Raw genomic sequence first — 20,178 nt, 5'->3', positions numbered from 1 at the left:
AGTTAGTTAAGGTATTTTTAAAGGCCGGATAAGCTAATTTGCTATCCGGCCTTTTTATTAAAGCTTAGTTTCAAGCTCTGCAACCGTCACCATTATTTTTTCTATTTTACCATTGCGGTACAGCTCAAATTCTATTTCTTTACCGGGTTCGGTATTGCCTATTTTTTCTAACACTTTTTGTGGGTTTGCTACCGAAAGTCCTGCTATTTCAATTACAATATCTTGCTCTTCAATACCGGCCTGCCAAGCTGGGCCTAGTGGGTCTAAGTTAGTAATACGCATACCTGCCACGGGCGTTAGGCTGTCGTTTACTTCTTTGCCTGTGCTATCTACAGCTGTCCCCTCAAAGCCTAAGTAGCCACGAACCACTCGGCCATGACGAATTAGTTTTGCCATAACCTCTTTTACTAAAGAGTAAGGAACCGCAAAAAATATTCCCTGTATGTTTAAGTTTTCGCGAGTTTTAAATTGTGCAGAAGTAATACCGACTAAATCACCATTGGAATTAACTAATGCACCGCCCGAATTGCCTACATTAATGGCTGCGTCCATTTGCAATAAATTATTATAAGGACTGTCGGTGATTTTTTGTTTGCCGGTGGCGCTAATAATGCCTTGGGTAATGGTTTGCCCTAAATTTAAAGGGTTACCAATGGCCAGTACAATGTCGCCAACACTTGATGAGTAGTCATCGTTAACAGGAATAACAGGTAAGTGATCGGCATTAATTTTTAAGAGCGCAAGGTCAGTAATAGTATCAAAACCAATAAGCTGTACATCAAAAAAGCGTCGGCCATCGGTTAATATAACCAGTATTTGGTCGGCATTATTAATCACATGATAATTGGTAAGAATATAGCCATCTTGCGACATGATCACGCCCGAACCTAGTTCTTGTACGGTGTTTTGTCGTTTATAGCGTGGTTCTTTAGAAATACTTTCTGAAAAAACGGTGACTACCGAAGGAGCCGCACGCTTAACCGCATCTGAAAAGCTTAAATGGTTGCTACTCATAGCACTGGGCAGTGGCACATTAGGCAGCAATGCAGTGCGCATATTAGGACTAAAAAAAACCACTAAAAAAGCAATACCTAGGCCTGCAAATAGAGGAGGGAGTATAAATTTTAAGATTTTTAGCACAAGATTCTTATTGTTAGTGAGCAATCTCTTTATGATGGCCAAAAAAAATAACAGCGGCAAGTGCCGCTGTTACTTTTATTGCATTTTAACGGTTATAAATTATTGAATGAGTACAAATATAGACTCACGACCGCGTTTTACCCCTAATACAATGTTGCCTTTGATGTTTTCAATGATCTGGTTCATATCATTTATGCTTTCTACGCGCTGGCGATTTACTTGCACAATAATATCACCTTCTTCAAGACCAACACGCGCTGCAGGAGAGCGCGGATCTACCGTACTAACTTCAATACCCTTAGCGTTATTTTTCTTAACGTTTTCTAATGTGGCACCTTGAAATGCAGGGTGTAATTCTTCGCCTGTTGCGGTAATACCAGATGCGCCATCTAGGGTTACTTTAACGGTTTTTATCTTACCATCGCGGTAAATACCTAATTTAACGTCTCGGCCTTCGCCTAAGGTTGCTATTTTACTGCGTAATTCATGAAAGCCGCTAATATCACTACCATTAATGCTAATAATAACATCGCCTGCTTGTATGCCCGCTTTGCTGGCTGCAGTGTTATCCATTACTTGCATAACATACGCGCCCTGTTTTACGTCAAGCTGCTGTGCTTTGGCAAGCCCAGCATCGAGAGGGCGACCTGATATTCCTAGCGAGCCACGGCGAACTTCACCGTGTTCAATAATTTGATCAACTAAGTTTTTCATCATATTAGAAGGAATAGCAAAGCCAATACCTACGTTACCGCCAGATGCGCCTAAAATTGCGGTGTTAATTCCAATTAGCTCGCCATTTAAATTAACTAATGCACCACCAGAGTTACCTTGGTTAATAGCGGCATCGGTTTGAATGAAATCTTCGTAACCTTCAATATTTAAGCCACTGCGACCAAGTGCGCTTACTATGCCAGATGTAACCGTATGGCTTAAACCAAATGGGTTACCAATGGCAACAGCAAAGTCGCCCACCCGTAAATTATCAGAGTTAGCTAGCTTTACTGCGGTTAAATCATCTGCATCTATTTGTAATAAGGCGATATCAGACTCTTTATCAGTGCCAATTTTGGTTGCCTCAAACTCTCGGCCGTCTTCAAGGGTGACTATCATTTTTTCGGCGTCTTGGATCACATGGTTGTTAGTGACCACATAACCTTTCTTAGCATCAATAATAACCCCTGAGCCTAACCCGCTAAATTGACGTTTTTGACTGCGAGGTTGTGGGTTACCAAAAAAGAACTCCAGCGGATCGGCGCGGCGACGTATTTCTTTTGAGCCCGAAACCTGGATACTGACAACACCAGGAGTTATTTGCTCTAACATAGGCGCAAGTGTTGGTAATTGTTGGCCATTTACTGCAATCGGCATTTTTGCGTAAGACGTAACCGGGCTCAATAATAGGCTAGTAGACAAAATAGCTGCGCTGATAAGTGATAATTTCATTTTCATAGTCAGGGTTTACTCCACTTAGGATAAGCGAAAACAAAAAGGGCTACTTTAAAAGCAGCCCTTTTCGGTTTATTTAGGGCCTGTTGACCTTTCAGGATTGTAATTTGTTCTATCTAGAGGGGGGTTTAATCGCGGCGCGAGATTTGTAACCTAGTGGGCTAAGTAAAAACCGAGCAACAATGAGTAAATTCCCCCTAGGACGAACCCAAGGGCAGCGCATGTTTGTTATTTATGCTGCGTTATCGCCTGTTTATGTGAAATAACCACATGGCACAGGCTCTGCCTTGCCTAAAAATCAAACATACTGCTGCAAATTCAACCTCGAAAGAAAAACAGGCCCTTTAAAACAACAAAGCTGTTATATCTAAAGACTATGGGGTTGAAAAAAAGTTCATCAAGATGCTGTTGAAGATTTTGCTTCGCCAGCAAACAAACCAGACTCACCCGATACGTAATCAGCCGGCTGTGCATCGGCGTTAGAGCGATCTGAGCGGCGCTCTTTAAGTGAAGCTTGTAACTGCTCAGTCATCTCTTTAGAGAAAAAAGGTTCAGCAGGTGCTTTATTTCTGTCCTCTAGTAACAACTGATTAGTTTCTTCAACATGGCTAAGTAACTGATCGTAATTGTCTTTCATTTTAGTTACTAACTTACCAGTATTTGCTAAGTGATCAGCTACATCTTGTCGATATTGCTCTAGCGTATTTTTTGCTTGTTCAACCTGCTCTTCTAATTCATCATGCTTGAACTGTTTTTTAGTGACAAATGCACCGATGAAAAATGCGGCTATAGCAACAATAATAACTAAACCGACCCATGTAAATGTACCCATAAATATCACCTCTTTGGGAAAATAACTAACGAATATCTTAAATCAAACTAAGTCTAATATACCCTGACTAATGATGCGTGTTAATATGCTTTGTAAATTAAACTGCGTTTTAACTGTAAATAGATATGACTCCTTGGCAAACATACCAGCAAGACCTCAAGCGTGATGACTTTGTATACGACGCAGCACAAGAAAATGCTGTACGTCATTTACAGCGCTTATATGATGATTTAACTCAAGCAAAACCGCAACCTACCGGTTTTTTTGCAAAGCTATTTAATAAAACAGAGCCTGCACCTATAAAAGGTTTGTATTTTTGGGGCGGAGTAGGGCGTGGTAAAACGTATTTAGTTGATACCTTTTATGAAGCACTACCGGGGCAGCGTAAAATGCGCGTGCATTTTCACCGCTTTATGCACCGAGTACATGACGAGCTTAAAAAATTAAATAAAAAAGAAAATCCACTAGAAATAGTAGCTGATATTTTTAAAGCCGAAACCGATATAATTTGTTTTGATGAATTTTACGTTCAAGACATTACCGATGCTATGTTACTCGGTGGCTTAATGGAAGCACTGTTTGCTCGTGGCATAGTGTTAGTTGCTACGTCGAATATTATTCCCGATGAGTTGTATCGAAATGGCTTACAGCGCGCGCGCTTTTTGCCCGCGATTGCGCTTGTTAATGCAAATACAGAAATAGTAAATGTCGATTCGGGCATAGATTACAGGCTAAGAACTTTAGAGCAGGCAGAGATATTTCACAGCCCACTCGATGAGCAAGCCGATAAAAACCTATTTGAATACTTTGATAAGTTATCACACGAACAGGGTAAATCTAATACCGCCATTGAAATTGAAGGGCGCATGATTAAAACCCGTAAAGTATCTGATTGTGTTGTAATGTTTGAGTTTAGCGAATTATGTGAAACCGCGCGTAGCCAAGTAGATTACATGGAAATTAGCCGTTTATATAACACAGTTATTTTGTCTAACGTAAAACAATTTGGGCAAGTGAATGACGACGCAGCAAGACGCTTTATTGCATTAGTAGATGAATTTTACGAACGCCACGTGACTTTAATAATTTCGGCAGAAAAACCCATTACAGAGCTCTATACTCAAGGTAATTTAAGCTTTGAGTTTAAACGCTGCATAAGTCGCTTACAAGAAATGCAGTCGCTAGAGTATTTAGCGAAAGAGCATTTAGCATAAAAGTTAGCGTCTTAGGGCTAATTTACTCTTTTGAGGAAAGGGCTCAATGCTAGAGCCCAATACACAGCGAAGGTCTCTTTAATATAAAGTGCCTAGCAGTTAAAAAATTTGTGGAAAAAACAACCCGCCGGTAGTAATGCAATAAAAGTGCTGATATACTCCCGCTCCTGCCACGTTGCGTTCTATGCCTTCATATAGTCTAGCCACTTGTGAGCGGCGCAAAAGTCTAAAACTCGAAGGGGTTATAGCAAACTTAGAGCAGTAGTTAATATTAACTACTTGTGGTTTTAATTGAAAAACATTGGATTTTTATAAATGAAAACGTTTGTTGCTAAACCAGAAACAGTAAAACGTGACTGGTACGTAGTTGACGCTGAAGGTAAAACTTTAGGTCGCATCGCTACTGAAATCGCTCTCCGCCTACGCGGTAAGCATAAAGTTGAATATACACCGCACGTAGATACTGGTGATTATATCATCGTTATCAACGCTGAAAAAGTTACTGTAACTGGTAACAAATTCAAAAACAAAGTGTACTATTCACACTCTGGTTTTCCAGGTGGTCTTAAGTCTACTACTTTTGATAAACTTCAAGCTGCAAAGCCTGAAATGATCATCGAAAAAGCTGTTAAAGGCATGTTGCCACGTGGTCCTTTAGGCCGCGCTATGTACCGTAAACTTAAAGTTTACACAGGTACTGAGCATAACCATGCTGCACAACAGCCTCAGGTTCTAGACATTTAAGGAGCACCATCATGGCAAATCAATACTACGGTACAGGTCGTCGTAAAAGTTCTAGTGCTCGCGTGTTCTTACGCCCAGGTACTGGTAACATCGTAATCAACAAGCGCTCTTTAGAAGAGTACTTTGGTCGCGAAACAGCACGTATGGTTGTTCATCAAGCTCTAGAGCTTGTTGATATGACTGAAAAGTTTGATCTTCACATCACCGTTTCTGGTGGTGGTACAACTGGTCAAGCTGGTGCAATCCGTCACGGTATTACTCGTGCACTTATGGAGTTTGACGAGTCACTACGTCCACAACTTCGTAAAGCAGGTTTCGTAACTCGTGATGCACGTAAAGTTGAACGTAAGAAAGTGGGTCTTAAGAAAGCGCGTAAGCGTCCACAGTTCTCAAAACGTTAATATTTACGTTATCAAGAATTCAAAAACCCAGCTTATGCTGGGTTTTTTGTTTTTCGCGACATAATAAATGGTAACTTTGACGATAGGTAATTGATAAACTCAGCGTGTTTAATGAGCAAAAGTAAAAAAACACTCAGTGAATACTAAAAAAGTTAAATAATTATCGTAATTAGTTTAAATCCATCAGTTAATTGGTGAATTTTTTTGCTACAATTGGCTGGCAAATAATGTGAGCAGGTTTAGCCCTAGCAAATGCAGTTGTTACTGCTTGTTTTGGTGAGGTTGACCTGAGTCAGTATATTATTTTTACAGAAGCGATATGATAGTCATTCGGCTTCATACTCGAGCTAACTTAATCTATTTTTTGAGCAAGTCAGGATTATTCGAGCATGGGGCTGTGAGTAACCTTGTTTTAAACAAGGATTTAAATATGATCGTTTCTATTTTATAATTCAAAAAAATTAACCTGCTGTAACTGATGTTCTCAATATAGCAAGTGTTGAGAATCATAGTGGAGATAAGTGGATGAGCAATGCGCCTGTAGACAATGGCCGACGTCGCTTTTTAACCATAGCTACCTCTGTTGTTGGTGGTGTTGGTGCGGCTGGGGCTGCTGTTCCTTTTATTGCGTCTTGGAATCCAAGTGAGCGAGCTAAATCTGCGGGTGCGCCTGTAGAAGTAGACATAAGCAAACTTGAGCCAGGACAATTAATACGTGTCGAGTGGCGTGGTAAACCTGTATGGGTTGTATCACGGACCCCAAAAATGCTTGAGCAAATGAAAGGACATGAAGATCAACTTCGTGACCCGCATTCGCAAGAGCCACAACAATTAGAATCATCAACAAATGATTACCGTTCATTGCGTCCAGAAATATTTTTGGCTGTAGGTATTTGTACTCATTTAGGATGTTCACCTAGCTTTTTACAAGGTGGCTTTGGTGAAAAAGTGGAAGGGACTGACGACGGTTTTTACTGTCCATGTCATGGTTCTAAGTTTGATATGGCTGGCCGTGTATTCCAATCGGTACCTGCACCATTAAACCTAGAAATACCACCATACACTTTTCTTGATGAAACCACTATATTAGTGGGCGAAGAACAAGGAGTGGCCTAATGTTTGGTAAGATTATTGGTTGGCTAGACGACCGTATACCATTGACACGTGTCTGGAACATGCATATTGCACAGTACCCAGCACCTAAAAACTTTAACTTTTGGTACTTCTTTGGCTCACTAGCTATGTTAGTACTAGTTAACCAAATTCTTACAGGAATTTGGTTAACTATGAACTATGTACCTTCTGCTGAGGGGGCGTTTGCATCAGTTGAATACATCATGCGTGATGTTGATTATGGCTGGTTATTACGTTATTTACACTCAACCGGTGCATCAGCGTTTTTCATCGTTGTATATTTACATATGTTCCGTGGCATGATCTACGGCTCTTACCAAAAACCACGGGAATTGCTGTGGGTATTTGGTATGTTTATTTTCTTAGCGCTAATGGCCGAAGCATTCATGGGGTATTTATTACCATGGGGGCAAATGTCATTCTGGGGTGCACAGGTAATCATTTCACTATTTGGAGCAATTCCGGTTATAGGTGATGATTTAACACTTTGGATCCGTGGTGATTACGTAATATCGGGTGCAACGCTTAACCGCTTCTTTGCATTGCATGTTATTGCTTTACCATTAGTTATCGTGATTTTAGTATTTTTACACATAGTTGCACTACATGAAGTAGGGTCAAATAACCCTGAAGGCGTAGATAACAAGCGTAAAAAAGGTACGGTAGCTGAAGAAGATAAACCTAAGTTTAAGTTCCATGAATATTATACTGATAAAAAAGATATTCTTGATGCGATCCCGTTCCACCCTTATTACACAGTAAAAGATATTGTGGGTGTGGTTGGTTTCTTAATATTGTTCTGTTGGGTGGTGTTCTTTATGCCAGCCATGGGTGGTTTCTTTTTAGAAGCGCCAAACTTTGAAGCGGCTAACCCGCTGAAAACACCAGAGCATATTTTTCCAGTTTGGTACTTTACGCCATTTTATGCAATCTTACGTGCGATCCCTGATAAGTTAATGGGTGTTGCAGCAATGGGTGCATCTATTGTAGTGCTTGCGTTATTACCTTGGATAGATCGTGGTTCAGTTCGCTCAGTTCGTTACCGTTGTGGTTTCCACAAATGGAACATTGCAGGCTTTGTTGTTACTTTTGTTCTTTTAGGTTGGGTTGGTGCAACACCACAAACTGACATGAAAACAATTGTTTCGCAGATATGTACTGTGACTTACTTTATGTTCTTCGTACTGTTATTTGTATACAGTAAGAATGAAAAAACTAAGCCATTGCCTGAGAGGTTACTGAAATGATGAAAAAGCTACTTATTGGTTTATTTGCTTTATCAATTAATGTGTTGCCGGCAATGGCTGCAGGTCCTTCAGTGGCATTATTAGATGCTGGTAATGACCTAACAGATCAGCCTTCGTTGCAACGCGGTGCTAAATTGTTCATGAACTATTGTGTTGCTTGTCATCAAATGCAATACCAGCGTTATGAACGTACTTTTCGTGATATCGGTATTCCAACGGAAATTGGCGCAGAACAGTTAATTTTTGACGGTTCAAAAGTAGGTAGCCATATTACCAATGCGATGGCCAAAGAAGATGCTGAAAAGTGGTTTGGTGCTGCGCCACCAGATTTAACTAACGTTGCACGTGTTCGTGGTTCTGATTGGATATATACGTATTTAAAATCGTTCTACAAAGATGAGTCACGTCCATTTGGCGTAAACAATACATTGTTTCCATCTGTAGGTATGCCGCATGTTCTGCAAGAACTACAAGGCTTACCAACAGCTATTACAGAAGAAGTAGAAGTGAATGGTCATACTGTGACCAGAATTATTGCTACTGAAACTGATGGCTCAGGTGAATTAAGTGTAGATGAATACGACCAAGCTGCTCGCGATTTAACCAACTTCCTTGAGTACGTGGGTGAACCTTCACGTCTTGAGTCAGAAGCAATAGGTATTAAGGTAATTGGGTTTTTATTCATCCTATTTATCTTGGCATTTATGCTTAAGAAAGAATACTGGAGAGATGTTCATTAAGTTTGAACATGTTTAAAGGTAATTTTGCAATAGGGGCTTAAGCCCCTATTGCTGTTTTAGTTATTTAATGGAGGTAGGCATGGCCGTAGCTGCCAATAAGCGCCCTGTAATGACCCTTTTTTCTGGTGCTAACTGTATGTATAGCCACCAAGTACGCATTGTACTTGCTGAAAAAGGTGTAAGTGTAGATATTCATTTGGCTGAAAAAGATAACCTGCCAGAGGCACTTCACGAAATTAACCCTTACGGTACAGTGCCAACACTGATTGACCGTGAGCTTGGTTTATATCAGGCAAATATCATCATGGAATACCTTGATGAACGTTTCCCTCATCCTCCACTAATGCCTGTTTACCCGGTAATGCGTGGCCGTAGCCGTTTAATGATGCACCGTATTGATACTGATTGGTACAGCCTAGCTGACAAAATCACTAACAACGCACCAGATGCTGCTCAAGCTCGTAAAGAGTTAACAGAAGCATTGCTTGCGGTTGCAGCAATCTTTAGCGAAGCACCTTACTTTATGAGTGAAGAGTTTAGCTTAGTAGATTGTTACCTTGCTCCACTATTATGGCGTTTACCTGAATTTGGTATTGAGCTTAACGGTGCAGGTTCTAAAGAGCTTAAAGAGTATATGATCCGCTTATTTGAGCGTGAATCATTCCAAGCTTCTTTAACTGAAACTGAGCGTGAGATCCGTTTATAATGACGCCTAATCGTCCTTATTTATTACGCGCTTTTTTTGATTGGATTGTTGATAACGAATGCACGCCACATTTAGTGGTTGACGCTGATTACCCTGCAGTACAAGTGCCAACACAGTTTGTGCAAGACGGACAAATTGTATTAAACATAAGTCCTTCAGCGGTAACCCAGTTTTCGTTAGATAATGAGCAACTTAGCTTTAGCGCGCGGTTTGGTGGTCAGCCAATGCAAGTGTATGTGCCTTTAAGGGCTGTACTTGCAATATACGCGCGTGAAAATGGCGAGGGTACGGTCTTTACAGCAGATGAGTTTTTAGAGGACGAAGACGACTTTGCTCCAGATTTTGAAAGTGTTGATTCATCAGCAAATTATGTTGACGAAACACCACCAGAAAAGCCTGAAAAGAAAAAAGGTTCGCATTTACGTGTTATAAAATAATACATTTTATAATCTGTTAATGATAAAAGAAAAACCGCTAATAAGCGGTTTTTTTATGTCTGTATAAAAGTAAAAGGTTTTAGGTATTAGGTATTAGGTAGAGATTAAGCCAAGCACAAAGTTTCGCTTAAGGCTTTATGCCTTAAAGTTTGCGGGAGTGGGCTGCGAGACGTGGGTTAAGGTTGATTGTTGTAACGGCGGGTTTTCCCACCGGTATAAAAAACCTTGCAGTGTTAACTACAAGGCTTTTATATTCCTCGAACCAGCTATCTTTACAAATATTCAAATACTTTAATTACGCGCTCAACACCCGATACATTACGCGCAATATTTACTGCTTGCTCTGCTTCTGCGTCAGAAACTAAACCCATCAAAAATACTTCGGCATTTTCAGTCACTACTTTAATATTATTACTACTAATATTTTTAGCGGTTAATAGCTGTGCTTTTACTTTTGAGGTTAACCAAGAGTCATGAGTTTGGGTAGTCACCCCAATATTTGAACCAATACGAATTTGGTTATGTATTTTTCGAATGCCAGCAACACTCTCAATGGCTCTATTAGCTTCGTTTTTCATTTCTTCATTGGCAACTTGCCCAACTAATAAAACAATGCCATTAACGCTTACAGCGCTAATATGAGCAAATTTATGCAAGCGATCTACTTCACTAATTGCAATGCTAGCTTTTATTTCAATATTGCTGTCATCGATCTGAGAGCCAATTGTGCGACGATCGTTTGCAGCTGTTATTGCACTAGCAGTACCAGCAACCACTGCGGCTGCACACCCTTGCAGTAATACAACCGTGCCTAAAATAATAAGGGAGCGTTTAAACATAATTTTCATCCTGCGGGAAAAGCGTTAAATCAACCAGTTCACTTAAACAATGTAAGTTAACTAAATGCGACTCAATAATACGGCTTGGGCGTTTAGAAGGCGTTCTAATCTCAACATCATTAGGGCCAAGTAAACCAACTAGCTCACCGCCGTCATCACCAACCATAACTATGACCTTCATATCCTTAGTTAGTGCCGCCTCTACCGCTGAAATAATTTGTTTTTCATTACCATTAATAGCCAGTGCCAGCAGTAAGTCACCTTGTTGAGCAAAGGCACGTACTTGACGAGCAAACGTGTCGTAATCGTCAACCTGAGTACTTTGCCCTAAGTTAATACTATCTTGCGATAACGCAATAGCTGGCAGGCAAGGGCGCTCGGTTTCATAATGATTAACTAAAACACCTGCCATGTGTTGAGCAAGCATATGGCAGTTAGCTGTACCGCAACAAATAAGCTTATTGCCGTTGATCAGGCTTTGAGCAATGGTAAAAGCGGCTGACTCTAATGCACTGGGTAATACCTCACCCGCTGCTATTTGTACCTGAATGCTTTCTGTAAAAATTTCTTTAATTGTGTCTTGCATAGAATACCAACAATTTATACCTAGTTCTTTGTTTTTAAAATACGTTTTTGAGCCAGTTAATATGCATAGACGGCTCTCCAGTGATTGCTACATAATCGATTCTTAACGGCTGATTTGTTAGGTTTTTAGCGGCTAAGTAATGATAAATACTGCGTTTTAAGCGTGCTTGTTTTTGTATACTTAATGCGTAATTAGCGCCGCCGCGAGCGTGGTTTTTACGAAACTTAACTTCCACAAAAACCAAAGTGTTACCGTCTTTCATAATTACATCAAGTTCGCCAAAGGGGCAGTAATAGTTACGCTCAATTGCTGTTAACCCTTGAGAAACTAAATACTTTTGTGCCTGGAGCTCATAATACTGGCCTTTTTCACGACTGTTTTGCCACAGCTGTTTAAACCAAGACATGTCGCCCCCTTAGTTATTCGGTAATGTATAAGTCACTGGCTGATTGCATAAATAATGGTACAGGGCGTTGTGTTTTTAGTTGCACTGCCTTAATCCGACGATTGGTATATTGTGCCCAGTCTAATGTGCGTTCAATATGCCCGCTGGTATTAACCGAGAGCTTACCACTTAAACCGTTAAACTGATTCCCAGGGGAAAGACTTAGTTGTTTAATGTCATGTAATATAGTTACTGCATCGTAGGCCATAGCAAATAAACGCTGACTTATATCGGCGTGCTCTGGCCACAATGTTTCGTATTGCTGGCGAAGATTATGCTGTTTAATTTGCGACTTTAACATCCAAGGAAGTTCGGTAAAGTATAAGCCATCTAAGTCGCCTTTATCGGTACGATCAATTTGGCTACTATGGCTTTTAGAACTAGCATAAAGCGGGATCCTATCAGCAAATGTACTTACATTAACGTCTAAATACGGCTTTATTAAACGGGTTTCTATTGCATCGCCTAAGATATAAATAGCGTCTATATCGCTGCGCGAGCGTGTTTCGTTTTCGACTTCTTGCTTAAATAAAGTTTTAACAGTTTTGATCCGCTCTTTACTTTTATCAACCTCAAGTAAGCTGGTAATCGTATCAGGCATGTCTTGATTACTGTTATAAAAGCCAATTTGTGGTTTGGTTTCGCTATAGCGTTGCCACTGCAGGTTAAAGTAATCAACCAAACGCTGCCCGTTGGCATTATTAGGCGCAAGTAACATAGGCTTTTGGTAGCCCTGAGCTAAAAAGTGCTCTAATGCTTGTTGTACTTCATGCTCGGGGTTAAGGGCAAAAAAGTAGTGCTGTAACGAAAGCCGATCACCATCAAAGGTATTTAAATGCATAGTAGGTATGTCTATAAGCACTTGCGCATTAGCAAGTTTATCTATATTCGCTTTTAACAGTGGACCAACAACAAAGTCGGGTTTTATTTGCGCTATTTTAGCCGTAATTTCATTAACATCACTGTTTTCATCAATAAAAATGGTTTCATTAATGCTTTGCTGATCAAGTGCTGCGAGCACGCCGGCTTTAAGTGCATCACCTAAGCGTTCATTAGCACCAGATTGCGGCAGTAGTACAACTAAACGCTCTATTATTACAGGCGTTAAGTCATTCACTAACTCATCTTGTTTAGATAAAACTACTTTAGCAGGGTGCCCGGGGTAGCGTCTCAACCAATTATTAATAGCTTGGTCAAGTTCAACGGCACTGCCAGCATAAACTTGATGGTACAAAGCAAGGTTAACCCAACCTTGTTGAATAACCGACCCTCTGTTAAAGCGTTCAAGTGTATAAGAGGAAAGCTTTTTTAAGTTATCCCATAAGTTTTGGTTTAGCTGTGCAATATCAATATTGTTTTTAGTAGCAGACTCAGACGCTGCAAAAAAGTAAGGGGCTGCGCGTTTCGCAAAGTCTTGCGATGCATACACACTGGCGGTTAAAAATTGATGCCATGCAAAATGTTCAGGCTGTTTAAGTTGACCATCTAACGACTGCAAAATAACTAACGCTTGAGCGTTTTTATTTTGCTGCTTTTGCGCAAACGCAATATAAAGACGATTTTGAATCTGATCAACACTTGGGGTTAATTCTAACTCACCGCATACCTTTTCTAATAACGACCAACTTTGCTCATTCACTGCAGCATCGCGGGCACTATAAAGTAGCTGTATTTTATCGGCACCTTGGCGGTTTTGCGCCAATTGGTAGATAGATAACGCACTATTAGCTTGGTTTTTTAGTGCATTGGCACTGTTACTGAAGTTATCACTGTTTTTAGTTGGTTTTTCGGTTGTGCTACACGCCGATAACCCTGACAATATAATTAATAGACTAACTAGTTTAAGTCGCACAATGATTTCCCAATACGTTAACGCGATTTGCTTATATTACTGACTGACGCAGGAGACCTCAATGTTAAATGAGGAGAATTCACAGAAAATTGGCACTCTTTACATTGTAGCCACCCCAATTGGCAATTATGACGACTTAAGTCAGCGTGCAATCGCGACATTATCGCAAGTTGACTTAATCGCTGCTGAAGACACACGCCATACTGGCAAGCTACTTAGCCACTTTGGTATCAAGGCTAAAACTTTTGCTTTACACGATCATAACGAAAAGCAAAAAGCACAACAAATTATCGACCAACTCAATCAAGGCTTAAATATAGCCTTAGTATCAGACGCAGGCACACCTTTGATCAGCGATCCTGGCTATGCGGTGGTTAATTTATGCCGCGAGCAAGGCGCACATGTTACACCTATTCCTGGAGCATGCGCTGCAATAACCGCTGTATGCTGTTCTGGCTTACCAACTGATCGCTTTCAATTTGTTGGTTTTACACCAGCAAAAAGTAAAGCACGCCAAGAATTTTTTATTGATGCAGTAAATTCTGGCATTACTAGCATAATGTATGAAAGTACCCATCGTATTATGGCAAGCCTTGATGACTTAGCCGAGGCACTTGGCGATGATCAGCAAGTGGTGTTTGCTAAAGAGCTGACTAAAACCTTTGAAACATTTTTTAATGGCAGTGTGAGTGAGTTAAAAGCATTTTTAACTAACGATCCTACCAAGCAGCGCGGCGAAATAGTACTCATGTTGCCGGGTAAACCTAAGCTAATAGACGACGTACCGCCTGAAGCACGTAAAATGCTAGCGCTGCTTGAAAGCGAAATGCCAATGAAAAAAGCCTGCGGTATTGTAGCCGATTACTTTGGTATGAAAAAAAATGCGCTGTATAAAACAATAATTGACGAAAAAGGGTAAATCTTTACTGCGCTTGGCATTATCCTCAGGTATAATCCGCGCCGAGTTAGCCAAGATAATCGCTGCCTGTGACGAAAATGATCAGGGGGAGGAAAGTCCGGGCTCCATAGGGCAGAGTGCCAGTTAACGGCTGGGGGGCGCGAGCCCACGACAAGTGCAGCAGAGAGAAGACCGCCAATCTTCGGATTGGTAAGGGTGAAAGGGTGCGGTAAGAGCGCACCGGGCCGCTAGTAATAGTCGGTTGCAAGGTAAACTCCACTCGGAGCAAGACCAAATAGGGTTCCTTATGGCGTGGCCCACGTTGGAACCGGGTAGGTTGCTTGAGCCATAGAGCGATTTATGGCCTAGACGAATGATTATCACTTTCTTCGGAAAGGACAGAACCCGGCTTATACGGCTAACTCACTCATTCAATAAAAAGCCCGCAGTGCAAACTGCGGGCTTTTTTGTGTCTAAAATAAAAGTAAGTTCGATATAACCTGATACGACCTTATAAAACTAGCTCCCTGATTTTTAACTAGATAATATTTTTACCTTGCTCGGGATCGCGGGATTGATCTGCTTGCTCGCGTATTTCATCGGTGTCGCTACTTACGTCATCTAAGTTTTTGGCTTGAGCTTGTGTTTCTGATACTTTTTTAGTTGGCGCTATAGGCTCACTTTTTTCTGGGGTTACAGCTTCAAGGTTAGGATCGCTAAGTATAATGCGTTCTCTGGCATCGTCTGGCATGCTGATGTTATGACTAGTAAATTCGTTTACTAATTCTCGCATTAGCTGTGAGGCCACTTTAGCGGTACTGAACTGCTCGCTATTAACCCAAAAAAATAACGTAAAGTTAATTGTTGATGAGCCTAGGTTTTTAATTAATACCTGCGCAGGTGGATCGGTTAATACTGCGTTTTGTTGGTTTGCAATTGTGAGGGCTAGGGTTTGTGCGCTGCGTATATCGTTATCATACCCTATGCCTATTTCTACTTTGCCGCGCATTTTAGGGTTGGCAGTGAGGTTTTTAATAATATTTTTGTACACAGTGGCATTAGGTATTTGAATATGGTTACCGTCGTAGTCAACTAAAGTGGTTGCGCGAGCGGTTACTTTTTTAACTATGCCGAGGCGGCCTTCTACCTCAATTACATCATCTATTTTAAAAGGGCGTTGTATGCTTAATAATAAACTAGCTATAAAATTTTCGGCAATATCTCTAAATGCAAAACCGAGAATAAGCCCTATCAAACCTGTGCCACTCATTATAGCTACGGCAAACTGTGTCAGCCCAGCTAAACGTAAAAATAAGTAAATACCCAATAGTAGGATTAAAATACTTATACTTCGTCTTATAACCAGATGAATAAGTGCACTATCGGTTAAATATTCAATAGGTTTAATTAATAGGCGTGATAACGGCCTGGCAAGGATGTAACTTATTACAACTATAATAATCCCTAAAAATAGGGTGGGTAAGGTTTGCACTACTACATGTAGGAATTGCATGCTTTGCTCTTGCAAAAACGCCCACGACAATACATCGGCTTTAATGCTTGGAGTAGCAGGGGCTGCATTAACTGCAGTTATAATGTTATTTAAAGCACTGAGCATGGGGGTTATCCGTGTTAAATCATCTTTATAAACAATAATAGCAAGTTTAATACCAAGCGCATTGGTGTTGGCAAACATTTTGCTCTCTTACTGCTATATAACAAAGGAGTTAAAATGAGCGATGTAAAACGTGGTCAAGATGCACAGCAACCAGTAAATATTCCGTTGCTTGGTTGGTGGGATATTACTAAGCGTATTTTTACTCAAATGAGTCGTGATAATTTATCGTTAGTGGCCGCTGGCGTGGCATTTTATGCGTTACTGGCTATTTTTCCGGCGCTTGCTGCACTTGTATCTATTTATGCCTATTTTGCATCACCTACAGATATAGGGGCGCATTTAAGTCAGGTAATTGAGCTGCTACCAGAGAGTACCGGAGAGTTAATTTTGTCGCAAATAGCCAGTATCGCCCAAAGCTCAAGTACTAGCTTGAGTTTGAGCGCAATTGGCACATTAATATTAACTATTTGGAGTAGTTCAAAGGGCAGCCAAGCATTAATTACAGCCTGTAATATAAGTTATCAGGAATATGAAAAACGCTCATTTTTTAAAGCACAACTTGTACGCTTTCTGTTTTCGATTGGCGCTATTGTAGTGGCTATTTTTGCGCTGTTAATTATTGGTATTTTACCGGTAGTACTTAATTTAGTGGGATTAAAAGAAAATATAGATTTACTCATCACGTTTATTTCATGGCCATTATTAGCATTTACTTTTAACTTTGCCTTAGTGCTTTTATACCGTTACGCGCCGCATCGTAAACCTGCTAAATGGCGTTGGATCACCTTAGGATCTGTTATTGCGACAATTTTATGGATAGTCGCTTCAATTGGTTTTTCATTTTATGTATCGAAATTTGCCAGTTATAACGAAACTTATGGCTCGTTAGGTGGGGTGGTTATTATGCTGATGTGGCTATACATTAGTGCTTATATTGTAATTTTAGGGGCGACAATTAATGCTGCCTCAGAGCAACAAACTGCAATAGATAGTACAATAGGCCCAGATAAGAAAAGAGGTGAGCGCGGAGCCTATGTTGCCGATCATCTTGATGTGAAAGAGCTTAATAGGTAAGTAACTTTACAAGTACTCATAATAGAGTACTTGGGTAATGTTTGGTGCCTAACGCTGTGGTTATTTTAGTGCAATGATTTGGCTTGTGGTTAGTAAGCTCATAAACTGCTCTTTAGGTAAGGGTTTTGAAAATAAATAGCCTTGCCCATAGTCGCAACCAGCTTCAAGTAACAGTTGCATTTGCTGCTTGGTTTCTATTCCTTCAGCAATTACTTTTAACCCTAACTGATGCGCCATAACGATAATGGTTTCGCACAATACCAGCTCCTGGCTACCTTTATTAATGTTATCAACAAAGCGTTTATCTATTTTAAGGTAGTCGGTATCCATTTCTTGTAAGTAAGCGAGAGAAGAGTAACCGGTGCCAAAATCATCAAGGGCTAATTGCATTCCCGACTGAACCAGTGCCTTTAAACGGCTTTGTGTTAAAGCCTCAGGGTTGACCATTAAGCCTTCTGTTATTTCAGCAACAATTGATGATGCAGGCAGGTTTGCTGCATTAAGCATAGCTCCCCACTCATCTATCCCGCTATCTGGGGTAGATAGCTGTATTGGCGATACATTAACGCTCAGCTGAAAATCATTGGTTATGTGTGCTTTTATATCATTGAGTGTTTGTAATGCTTGGGAGAAAACAAATTGCCCAAGTATATTTATTTGTCGGGTTTCCTCAGCTAACGGAATAAAGTCAGCAGGGCTTATTAAGCCTTTTTCAGGGTGACGCCAACGAATTAATCCTTCAGCTTTGTGTACGTGCAAGTCTTTTAGGCAGACGATAGGTTGATAAAACAATTCAAACTGCTCAAGCTCTATTGCTGTTCGTAATTCTTTAAGTAGCAGCATGCGCATTTGCGCTTTTTCGCGCATGTCATGGGAGAAAAATTCAAAGCCATTACGGCCATTAACTTTTGCTTTATACATTGCTTGATCGGCTGCTTTGAGTAACTGCTCAGTATTTTCGCCATCATTAGGGGCTGAGGCAATACCTATACTGGCACTAATAAACAACTCTTCGTTTTCAATATAAATAGCCGATGACAAGCTAAGTAAAATATTTTCAGCTATTTGCTTTATATGCTGTTCTTTAATTTTACTAAATACGATTACAAATTCGTCGCCGCCAATGCGGGAAACAAACTCGGCATTTTTTGCTGACTCTAAAATACGCTGCGACACAAATTTAAGTAAAGCATCACCATAATGGTGCCCTAAAGTGTCGTTAACGTCTTTAAAGTGATCTATGTCGAGCAACATAATAACCAGTTGCTCGGCATTATTTTCTACACGCGTAAAACATTCATTTAAACGTTTTTTTAACTCTAATCGATTCGGTAAGTCAGTAAGGTGATCAAAGTGAGCTTGTTTCCAAATAAGCGCATCGGCTTGTTTTTTTTCTGTTAAGTCTGTAAATATGGCTATACGACGAACCGGCATGTTATTGTCATCATACACAGTATCTATAGTTAACCATTCCACGTAAAGCTCACCATTTTTACGGCGATTAATAATTTCTCCCTGCCAACGCCCCGTGCTTGTTAGTTCTGCCCACAGAGCCTGATAAAATGTCTTATCGTGCTTGCCAGAGGACAAAACACTGATCGTTTTATTAATTACTTCTTCTTTAGAAAAAAGCGTGGTTTTACTAAAAGCAGGGTTAACATCGAATATAATGCCATTTTCATCGGTTATAGCCATTCCTTCACTACTGTTACCGTACACAAGCGACGCTAAGTGTAGGGCTTCTTCATTTTGTTTGCGCTGGGTTATATCGCGTAGCACTACTACAAACTCATGGTTAGTTTGCATTGGGTTTATTCTGGCTTCAAAGCTTTTAATATCAGTTTGGCTTTGCAAGGTAAACTCTAAGTTACTTGAGCTTTTTGAAGTTGAAGTAGGGAGGTTATTGAGAATTAACTGTGCATTACGCTCAGTAACAAAACTAGCTAAAGTTAAGTTGTTTACCGATTGCGTAACATCAGGAATATTAAATGATCCCCCAATATTAGAAACATCACCTTTGTTGTTAATCTTTAAGTAACTATCTGGCAGCGCACTTAATAAACTGGTTAACTCATCGTGTTTATTTTTAAGGTTAGCCTCAGTAGCTAAGCGAGTTTCAGCCATTATTTTAAAGCGTTGATATAAAACCTTGAGTTCGGGGCTGTTAGGAGTGTCATTTTGCTCAGATGGCATAACGCCATTTGCTAAGCTGTCGGTTGCTTTAGTTAGGTTATTAATAGGTGTAAAAATACTTACTTTAAGTAGTTTGTAGGCAATAAATGTTAGCAGTAATAAAAAGATTATAAATACAGTTAAAGAGATTATAAAGTTATGATTTATTTGTGCTAAAACATCGGTGACGGGTAAACCAATATAAATATCTAAGTTGTTATTATGTGGATCGTTATAAATAGTTGAGCGAGAAAAAATACGGATAACACCTTGCTCATCTGTAATAAAATGAGAATCAGCCTGCATCGACTCCACATAACTTTGGGCAATGCTATTACCTATTAAAGTAGTGTTTTTGGGGTAGTGAGCTAAAATTTTAGTGTTAGAATCAACAATGGCAACTAACGATCCATCAGGTAAGTTAATTTCATTTATTGCTGCATTCCACCAATCTAAGGCAATCACAATTATAACAGCGCCTTTGGTAACCCCAGCGGTATTTTTTAACGACAGCGCAAAATTCACCGTTGTTGTTTGTAAACTTCGATCTAGCTGAAAATAGCCTACAGATAGCATGTCGCTATTTAATGCATTTTTAAAATAATCTCTATCTGCAATATTTATACCTAGATTCAAATTGTAAGTGCATA

19 protein-coding genes and 1 other RNA gene are annotated in these 20,178 nt (G+C 40.1%); 11 read left to right on the top strand and 9 right to left on the bottom strand.

Going from position 1 to position 20,178, the window contains the following annotated elements; all coding sequences use genetic code 11:
* Positions 1 to 57 precede the first annotated feature (57 nt).
* The 3 genes from PNIG_RS14040 to PNIG_RS14030 all read right to left on the bottom strand — a co-directional run bounded on the left by PNIG_RS14040 (position 58) and on the right by PNIG_RS14030 (position 3,421).
* Positions 58 to 1,140, bottom strand: coding sequence for a trypsin-like peptidase domain-containing protein (locus PNIG_RS14040; RefSeq protein WP_011329185.1), 1,083 nt, complete (start codon positions 1,138 to 1,140; stop codon positions 58 to 60).
* A gap of 99 nt (positions 1,141 to 1,239) precedes the next feature.
* Positions 1,240 to 2,592, bottom strand: coding sequence for a Do family serine endopeptidase (locus tag PNIG_RS14035; RefSeq protein ID WP_086995406.1), 1,353 nt, complete (start codon positions 2,590 to 2,592; stop codon positions 1,240 to 1,242).
* A gap of 394 nt (positions 2,593 to 2,986) precedes the next feature.
* Positions 2,987 to 3,421, bottom strand: coding sequence for a Z-ring associated ZapG family protein (locus tag PNIG_RS14030; RefSeq protein ID WP_011329183.1), 435 nt, complete (start codon positions 3,419 to 3,421; stop codon positions 2,987 to 2,989).
* Between the two features lie 125 nt (positions 3,422 to 3,546).
* On the opposite strand from PNIG_RS14030, the gene zapE reads away from it, so the two are divergent.
* The 8 genes from zapE (at position 3,547) to PNIG_RS13990 (ending at position 10,044) form a co-directional block, all read left to right on the top strand.
* Complete coding sequence (zapE, locus tag PNIG_RS14025) at positions 3,547 to 4,635, top strand: cell division protein ZapE (protein WP_011329182.1); 1,089 nt, start codon at positions 3,547 to 3,549, stop codon at positions 4,633 to 4,635.
* 315 nt (positions 4,636 to 4,950) lie between these two features.
* The gene (rplM, locus tag PNIG_RS14020; RefSeq protein ID WP_011329180.1) at positions 4,951 to 5,379 is read left to right on the top strand and encodes a 50S ribosomal protein L13; all 429 of its coding nucleotides are present in this window, start codon (positions 4,951 to 4,953) and stop codon (positions 5,377 to 5,379) included.
* An 8-nt stretch (positions 5,380 to 5,387) separates the two neighbouring features.
* A complete protein-coding gene (gene rpsI, locus PNIG_RS14015; protein ID WP_086995409.1) occupies positions 5,388 to 5,780 on the top strand; it encodes a 30S ribosomal protein S9 in 393 nt (130 codons plus the stop codon).
* A gap of 525 nt (positions 5,781 to 6,305) precedes the next feature.
* Positions 6,306 to 6,896, top strand: coding sequence for a ubiquinol-cytochrome c reductase iron-sulfur subunit (gene petA / locus PNIG_RS14010; protein ID WP_011329178.1), 591 nt, complete (start codon positions 6,306 to 6,308; stop codon positions 6,894 to 6,896).
* Positions 6,896 to 8,161 (top strand): cytochrome b, encoded by a 1,266-nt coding sequence (locus PNIG_RS14005; protein ID WP_011329177.1) that lies wholly within the window; start codon positions 6,896 to 6,898, stop codon positions 8,159 to 8,161. The genes petA and PNIG_RS14005 overlap by 1 nt, the downstream gene beginning before the upstream one ends.
* Positions 8,158 to 8,901, top strand: coding sequence for a cytochrome c1 (locus PNIG_RS14000; RefSeq protein WP_011329176.1), 744 nt, complete (start codon positions 8,158 to 8,160; stop codon positions 8,899 to 8,901). Before PNIG_RS14005 ends, PNIG_RS14000 begins: the two co-directional genes overlap by 4 nt.
* 79 nt (positions 8,902 to 8,980) lie before the next feature.
* Positions 8,981 to 9,607: a stringent starvation protein SspA gene (gene sspA, locus PNIG_RS13995; RefSeq protein WP_011329175.1), complete on the top strand. Its 627-nt coding sequence runs from the start codon at positions 8,981 to 8,983 to the stop codon at positions 9,605 to 9,607.
* Positions 9,607 to 10,044 (top strand): ClpXP protease specificity-enhancing factor, encoded by a 438-nt coding sequence (locus PNIG_RS13990; RefSeq protein WP_011329174.1) that lies wholly within the window; start codon positions 9,607 to 9,609, stop codon positions 10,042 to 10,044. The genes sspA and PNIG_RS13990 overlap by 1 nt, the downstream gene beginning before the upstream one ends.
* A 272-nt stretch (positions 10,045 to 10,316) precedes the next feature.
* On the opposite strand, the gene dolP is transcribed toward PNIG_RS13990, so the two are convergent.
* Genes dolP through PNIG_RS13970 form a run of 4 tightly spaced genes read right to left on the bottom strand, consistent with a single transcriptional unit; the run spans position 10,317 to position 13,766 of the window.
* A complete protein-coding gene (gene dolP, locus PNIG_RS13985; RefSeq protein ID WP_011329173.1) occupies positions 10,317 to 10,883 on the bottom strand; it encodes a division/outer membrane stress-associated lipid-binding lipoprotein in 567 nt (188 codons plus the stop codon).
* Positions 10,876 to 11,469 carry an SIS domain-containing protein gene (locus tag PNIG_RS13980; RefSeq protein ID WP_089368739.1) on the bottom strand — a complete coding sequence of 198 codons (594 nt, stop codon included), beginning with the start codon at positions 11,467 to 11,469 and terminating at the stop codon, positions 10,876 to 10,878. The genes dolP and PNIG_RS13980 overlap by 8 nt, the downstream gene beginning before the upstream one ends.
* Before the next feature lie 34 nt (positions 11,470 to 11,503).
* Positions 11,504 to 11,875: a YraN family protein gene (locus PNIG_RS13975; protein ID WP_011329171.1), complete on the bottom strand. Its 372-nt coding sequence runs from the start codon at positions 11,873 to 11,875 to the stop codon at positions 11,504 to 11,506.
* 13 nt (positions 11,876 to 11,888) lie between these two features.
* Positions 11,889 to 13,766, bottom strand: coding sequence for a penicillin-binding protein activator (locus PNIG_RS13970; protein ID WP_089368738.1), 1,878 nt, complete (start codon positions 13,764 to 13,766; stop codon positions 11,889 to 11,891).
* A 61-nt stretch (positions 13,767 to 13,827) separates the two neighbouring features.
* Between PNIG_RS13970 and rsmI the strand changes: the two genes are divergently transcribed.
* Together rsmI and rnpB are read left to right on the top strand one after the other, a co-directional pair.
* Positions 13,828 to 14,685, top strand: coding sequence for a 16S rRNA (cytidine(1402)-2'-O)-methyltransferase (rsmI, locus tag PNIG_RS13965; RefSeq protein ID WP_086995415.1), 858 nt, complete (start codon positions 13,828 to 13,830; stop codon positions 14,683 to 14,685).
* 43 nt (positions 14,686 to 14,728) lie between these two features.
* Positions 14,729 to 15,093, top strand: an RNA gene (rnpB, locus tag PNIG_RS13960) — RNase P RNA component class A.
* A 109-nt stretch (positions 15,094 to 15,202) separates the two neighbouring features.
* Here the strand turns inward: rnpB and PNIG_RS13955 are convergent.
* Positions 15,203 to 16,282 carry a mechanosensitive ion channel family protein gene (locus tag PNIG_RS13955; protein ID WP_011329168.1) on the bottom strand — a complete coding sequence of 360 codons (1,080 nt, stop codon included), beginning with the start codon at positions 16,280 to 16,282 and terminating at the stop codon, positions 15,203 to 15,205.
* A gap of 114 nt (positions 16,283 to 16,396) precedes the next feature.
* On the opposite strand from PNIG_RS13955, the gene PNIG_RS13950 reads away from it, so the two are divergent.
* Positions 16,397 to 17,356 carry a YihY/virulence factor BrkB family protein gene (locus PNIG_RS13950; RefSeq protein ID WP_011329167.1) on the top strand — a complete coding sequence of 320 codons (960 nt, stop codon included), beginning with the start codon at positions 16,397 to 16,399 and terminating at the stop codon, positions 17,354 to 17,356.
* A gap of 60 nt (positions 17,357 to 17,416) precedes the next feature.
* On the opposite strand, the gene PNIG_RS13945 is transcribed toward PNIG_RS13950, so the two are convergent.
* Positions 17,417 to 20,164 carry a bifunctional diguanylate cyclase/phosphodiesterase gene (locus PNIG_RS13945; protein WP_244181042.1) on the bottom strand — a complete coding sequence of 916 codons (2,748 nt, stop codon included), beginning with the start codon at positions 20,162 to 20,164 and terminating at the stop codon, positions 17,417 to 17,419.
* Positions 20,165 to 20,178: the final 14 nt, after the last annotated feature.

Source organism: Pseudoalteromonas nigrifaciens, assembly GCF_002221505.1.
Taxonomy (GTDB): Bacteria; Pseudomonadota; Gammaproteobacteria; order Enterobacterales; family Alteromonadaceae; genus Pseudoalteromonas; species Pseudoalteromonas nigrifaciens.
Note: the sequence above shows the minus strand (reverse complement) of the source record. Positions and strands in the feature narration are given on the sequence as shown.

What these genes read in the sequence shown, in the direction of transcription:
- PNIG_RS14035 (WP_086995406.1), bottom strand. Translation starts at nt 2,592, where the DNA reads ATGAAAATGAAATTATCACTTATCAGCGCAGCTATTTTGTCTACTAGC.
- PNIG_RS14030 (WP_011329183.1), bottom strand. Translation starts at nt 3,421, where the DNA reads ATGGGTACATTTACATGGGTCGGTTTAGTTATTATTGTTGCTATAGCC.
- zapE (WP_011329182.1), top strand. Translation starts at nt 3,547, where the DNA reads ATGACTCCTTGGCAAACATACCAGCAAGACCTCAAGCGTGATGACTTT.
- rplM (WP_011329180.1), top strand. Translation starts at nt 4,951, where the DNA reads ATGAAAACGTTTGTTGCTAAACCAGAAACAGTAAAACGTGACTGGTAC.
- petA (WP_011329178.1), top strand. Translation starts at nt 6,306, where the DNA reads ATGAGCAATGCGCCTGTAGACAATGGCCGACGTCGCTTTTTAACCATA.
- PNIG_RS14005 (WP_011329177.1), top strand. Translation starts at nt 6,896, where the DNA reads ATGTTTGGTAAGATTATTGGTTGGCTAGACGACCGTATACCATTGACA.
- PNIG_RS14000 (WP_011329176.1), top strand. Translation starts at nt 8,158, where the DNA reads ATGATGAAAAAGCTACTTATTGGTTTATTTGCTTTATCAATTAATGTG.
- sspA (WP_011329175.1), top strand. Translation starts at nt 8,981, where the DNA reads ATGGCCGTAGCTGCCAATAAGCGCCCTGTAATGACCCTTTTTTCTGGT.
- PNIG_RS13990 (WP_011329174.1), top strand. Translation starts at nt 9,607, where the DNA reads ATGACGCCTAATCGTCCTTATTTATTACGCGCTTTTTTTGATTGGATT.
- dolP (WP_011329173.1), bottom strand. Translation starts at nt 10,883, where the DNA reads ATGTTTAAACGCTCCCTTATTATTTTAGGCACGGTTGTATTACTGCAA.
- PNIG_RS13980 (WP_089368739.1), bottom strand. Translation starts at nt 11,469, where the DNA reads ATGCAAGACACAATTAAAGAAATTTTTACAGAAAGCATTCAGGTACAA.
- PNIG_RS13975 (WP_011329171.1), bottom strand. Translation starts at nt 11,875, where the DNA reads ATGTCTTGGTTTAAACAGCTGTGGCAAAACAGTCGTGAAAAAGGCCAG.
- rsmI (WP_086995415.1), top strand. Translation starts at nt 13,828, where the DNA reads ATGTTAAATGAGGAGAATTCACAGAAAATTGGCACTCTTTACATTGTA.
- PNIG_RS13955 (WP_011329168.1), bottom strand. Translation starts at nt 16,282, where the DNA reads ATGCTCAGTGCTTTAAATAACATTATAACTGCAGTTAATGCAGCCCCT.
- PNIG_RS13950 (WP_011329167.1), top strand. Translation starts at nt 16,397, where the DNA reads ATGAGCGATGTAAAACGTGGTCAAGATGCACAGCAACCAGTAAATATT.